The following is a 4,592-nucleotide window of genomic DNA, read 5'->3' as shown; positions in this document are numbered from 1 at the left end:
CTGGCGACCATGGCCGCGTATCTCATCGAGCACCACCTTTCGACGGGGGACTATCAAAAGGCAACCGTCGTTGCGGACGTCCTTCTCCGGCATTATCCGAATTCTGCATACCTCCTGACAAAGAAGGGGACGGCCTATTATCGTCTGCTACAGACCGAGGTTGTCAGTAAATACAAGCGTATGGACGACATCCCCCCTGCGGTGCGTGAGAGGGCTGATGTCTGGTACCGCGAGAATGTATTCGCGTTTGAACGTGCCGAAGCTCTGGGATGGCGGCCAGCAGAGGAAACAAGCAAGTAGCGTCTCAACCGGATTCACTCGTAAATGGCTGCACCTCTGATCCGACCCGATAACCTTGTGAAACGATCTCACGGGTGGCATTGCCCAGTCTTTGCTCCGGAGGGGACCGATCGCTGGAGCCACTAAGGAGACCTCACACAAAATCACTAAAGCCGGAAAACGATATGTGCCCACTTGGGTCACTATTGTTGACAGGATCGTCGCCGGCAAAGGCATATCGATTGCTGCCGACGCCCGGTAAGGTCGGATTCCAGTCGTCCGGCGAGATGAACCTTCCTAACTTCGGATCGTAGTATCGAGCGTTGAGGTACTGCAGCCCGGTCTCGGGATCGAACCGCTCGCCGATGTAGCCCTTCTGCGTGCGCATCGCCGTGTTCGTCGGCTCGCCATAGGCGGCATAGCCGTTCTGCTCGACGAGGTTGCCGCTGGCATCCGTCACCTGGCGGACCGACGTCAGGTGATCGCGGTGCAGGAACGTGGCGGTTGTTACACCGGTCTGCAACACCGAACTGATCTTCAGGTCTGGATGCGGGTAGCGCGTGTAGGTATCCTGCCCCGGTTTGCGATCGTATCTACGTTGGCATCGGGATAAAGCGTCGTCGCAAAGGCATTGCTCTTCTTCACTCGTGTGCCCGACGGGCCGTAGTCAAGCGTGGTCGTCGCACCGCCCTGCGTCACGCCCGATAGACGGTTGGCGCCGCCACAGACGTGCGAGCGGCTGCCATCGCTGACCATATTGCCGTTGGCATTATAACCAATTGTGGCGTTGGCAAGCTTGCGTGCCTTGTGATCGACAAGGCAGACGATCAATGGTTTTTACGAACTCTCTTCAAGCTCAATTACCAGGTTTGTAAAATCAACATCTTGCACACCATCACTGCACTCTAGGATCGTCTTCCCCCCATTTGAAGACACATGCATGCCTGCATTGCCGATCCAAGCCTGAGTAAGGTCGCCGCTGCGCCAAACGTTCCAAGCCTTTAATACGCCTCCGCGTTTCGAAGAGATAACAATTTCTACGGTGTCCGGGCTTGTGTCTGCCCATAGTATGATCTGCGAGTGAGATTGCCCATTGACCGTGATCCCCCCCTTGGTTGCCTTGATACATAAACCTTGCACTGGAGAACTAGCCGAACTGACTCTATGTACTGTAAAGCGCGTCTCTGCGTTTTGTAGCGGCATCTGAAAAATCGGTTGTACGAGTCTGCCACCAAACTCGACCGCTGCCCCGTCGGAGGCCTGGAAAAGAGACGAAAGTGTTTGCATCACGCTTAGTATCCCGGTCTTCTGAATGGGTCAACGATAGCATGGTCCTGCGGCCATCGCGGCACAAATTCCCTGCCGCCATTGCGGGCAGGCACAGGCTCGTGGCTCAACTCCATCGATTCCATTCCGCCCTTGTCGGCGTTAAATCTTCGAGGCGCTAGTCCGTTCTTGAGGCGTGTCAAGTTCTCAGCGCCATACGTGTCCGCTGCGCCCTGTCTCGCCGCTTCGTTCTTCCAAAATCTGGAACGTACAGCTGACCAGCTTGGGTCTGCTCCTTTTCGGGTGGGACCGTACACGTCTCCACCAACTTTCCAACCTCCGCTGGGTTTTATCCCTCCTGCCCCGGGTGGAGTGCCCCCCATTTCGCCAGACAAGTCAGCTATTGAGACAATGCTTTGATGAATTCCCTTGGGGATGCCATTTTCAGCGCTGAATGCGGATGGATTTCGTTGTAATCCTCGATCCATCCATCGATGTTCCGGAGCGCTGTGTCGGCGTCGGGAATGGGTGAGATGCGTATGTAGTCGCGTTTCAGGGTTTTGACGAAAGCCTCCGACATACCGTTTGATTGAGGGCTGGCGACCGGCGTGAAGCACGGGATCAGATTGAGGGCCTGAGCAAACAGCCTGGTTTCCCTTGCTGTGTAGGCGCTGCCGTTATCGGACAGATGTTCGATGGCATGTGGGGCACGCGTGCCACCGAAGCGTTTCTCGACTGCTTCCAACATCATATCGCGGACGTCAGAACCGGAGATCCCGGCATTGGCGACGGCCGCCCACGAGATGATCTCTCGATCAAACGCGTCGATGATAAAAGCAAGGCGGACCACCTCGCCATTCCAGCAGGTGAACTCCAGGCCATCGGAGCACCAACGAAGGTTCGACCGCATCACCATGACCTTGCCGTCGTGGACGCGGCCCTTGCGCACGGCGGTGTGCTTCTCAAGGATCATGGCGTGGTTGGCCATGATGCGGTGGACCCGCTTGCGGTTGACGACCGGCTGATCGGCGGCCCGCCGCTGCCTGTTGAGAAGGGCAGCGATCCGCCGATAGCCATAAGTTGGCCTGGCATCCACCAGCTTGCGAATGGCAGGCAGCAGCTCGGCATCGTCCGCTTTGAGGTAGGGTCCGCGAGGCTTGGACTTGCCCTTCAGGCGTTCGGAGAGATTAGAACGCGACACGTGTAAAGGCCTCCGCCACCGCCTTCATCGGGAACCGCCCTTCGGCAACAATATCGGCCGCGATATCGGTTTTTTTGACTGGGCTTTGGAAAGGGCTTCGCGAAGAATCTCGTTCTCCAGCGTCTTGCGTCCGAGAATGCGCTCAAGCTCGCGCACTCGATCTTCCAGCTTCTTCACCTCAGAATTGCCGATTACCGGCTCGTCGGAGTCCACCGCCACCGCACCTCCCTCGCTCAAGAGCCGACGCCAGCGATAGAGAAGGTTTGGCGCAACTCCATGCCGCCGAGCCGCAGAGGAAACCGTCTCCCCTGGGGCATAGCTCTCCTCGATGATCTGCAGTTTGCGTTCCGTTGTCCAGCGCCGCCGCCGGACGTCACCGATCATCAGGTCAACCTGTCGAAACTCGTTAGACATAAGCCTATCCTCAAGCCTGTGCTTGAGCCTTCCTGCTTATGCTGAGTGTCCGGTCGAAAGTGGGGGCAGTTCACCGGGGAAAATCGTACCCACATTGTGGATCCTGATACCATCAACCTCTTCGAAGGGCCGTATCGGGCCCATTGAGAGAGGTCGAGGAGTGTCCGGATCCAACCTGTCATCGAGCTGGTCTCCATCCTCGTCGGACATCGGATCGCCAGCAAGTTTTGTCTCAGATCTTTTGTCTTTACGGCGACCCCCAAACGTATCGCCCGCTGCGTCACGGAGTCCTTTCGAAGCTTGGGTATCGCGATCGGGTCGATCCGCGCGCTGGTCAAACTTCGTCTCCTTTCCACTAAAGGCATGCCCATTGGGATCGCTGTTATTGACGGGGTCGTTTCCGGCATAAGAATATCGGTTTGTGCCAACCCCCGGCTGGGTTGGATCCCAAGTGTCCGGCGAGATGAACCGACCGAACGTTGGATCGTAGTATCTTGCGTTGAGGTACTGCAGTCCGGTTTCGGGATCGAAGCGCTCGCCGATGTAGCCCTTCTGCGTGCGCATCGCCGTGTTCGTCGGCTCGCCGTACGCGGCATAGCCGTTCTGCTCGACGAGGTTGCCGCTGGCATCCGTGACCTGCCGCACCGACGAGAGATGGTCTCGATGCAGGAATGCAGCGGTTGTTATACCGGTCTGCGCCACCGAGCTGATCTTCAGATCCGGATGCGGATAGCGTGTATAGGTGTCCTGCCCCGGCTTGCGATCGATCTCGACATTGGCGTCGGGATAGAGCGTCGTCGCAAAGGCATTGCTCTTCTTCACTCTCGAGCCCGAAGGACCGTAGACGAGTGTGGTTGTCGCCCCGCCCTGCGTAACAGTCGACAACCGGTTGGCGCCGTCCCACGCAAGCGCCCGGCTGCCGTCGCTGACCATGTTGCCGTTGGCATCATAGCCGATAGTGGCGCTACCGATTGTGGTCGGAGCGTGCGGACGCACACCATTGCCCGCCGGGTAAACGTAATTGCCGATCCGCGTGCGGAACGTCAGATTGCCGTTATCAGCATAGGTGAAGGTCTCGCCCAGCGAACCACCGGGGTTCTCCGCCTTGGTCAGCCGACCGCGCGGATCGTAGTCGTAGACCCAGTTGTCGTTCGCCGTCGCCGCGGTGATTGTCTTAATCTTGCCAGTGAGGTCACGACCGTACTGATTGTCCATCAATACGGTTCCACCCTTGGCGGTCGTCACCCGATCGAGCCAGCGCCGCTGCGGCGAATAGCTGAAGGTGGTCACGACACCGTTGGCATAGCTGATCGACTTCGTCTGACCGTCCGCCTCGTAGCTCGTCGCGGTGATGTAGCCAGGGATCGTCGCCAGCAGATCGGCGTCGTTGTAGGTATATGGTGCCGCGGCGGTGCCCACCTGCAACGGTGCG

4 protein-coding genes and 2 pseudogenes are annotated in these 4,592 nt (G+C 58.0%); 1 reads left to right on the top strand and 5 read right to left on the bottom strand.

Going from position 1 to position 4,592, the window contains the following annotated elements:
* A pseudogene (locus I8N66_RS36115) lies at positions 1 to 300 on the top strand (hypothetical protein); the annotation flags it as partial.
* A gap of 133 nt (positions 301 to 433) precedes the next feature.
* Here the strand turns inward: I8N66_RS36115 and I8N66_RS36110 are convergent.
* The 5 genes and pseudogenes from I8N66_RS36110 to I8N66_RS36090 all read right to left on the bottom strand — a co-directional run.
* On the bottom strand, positions 434 to 805 hold the full coding sequence (locus I8N66_RS36110) for an RHS repeat-associated core domain-containing protein (protein ID WP_291165093.1): 372 nt from the start codon (positions 803 to 805) through the stop codon (positions 434 to 436).
* A gap of 11 nt (positions 806 to 816) precedes the next feature.
* Positions 817 to 1,110 carry a hypothetical protein gene (locus tag I8N66_RS36105; RefSeq protein WP_291165090.1) on the bottom strand — a complete coding sequence of 98 codons (294 nt, stop codon included), beginning with the start codon at positions 1,108 to 1,110 and terminating at the stop codon, positions 817 to 819.
* A gap of 6 nt (positions 1,111 to 1,116) precedes the next feature.
* On the bottom strand, positions 1,117 to 1,569 hold the full coding sequence (locus I8N66_RS36100) for a hypothetical protein (protein ID WP_291165087.1): 453 nt from the start codon (positions 1,567 to 1,569) through the stop codon (positions 1,117 to 1,119).
* 376 nt (positions 1,570 to 1,945) lie between these two features.
* Positions 1,946 to 3,160: pseudogene (locus tag I8N66_RS36095) on the bottom strand (IS3 family transposase).
* Between the two features lie 36 nt (positions 3,161 to 3,196).
* A partial coding sequence (locus I8N66_RS36090) for an RHS repeat-associated core domain-containing protein (protein ID WP_291165084.1) occupies positions 3,197 to 4,592 on the bottom strand: 1,396 nt, incomplete at its 5' end.

The sequence above is a fragment of the Ensifer sp. SSB1 genome (genome assembly GCF_016652895.1).
Classification (GTDB): Bacteria; Pseudomonadota; Alphaproteobacteria; order Rhizobiales; family Rhizobiaceae; genus Ensifer.
The sequence above is the reverse complement of the archived record's forward strand: the minus strand, read 5'-3'. Positions and strand labels throughout refer to the sequence as shown.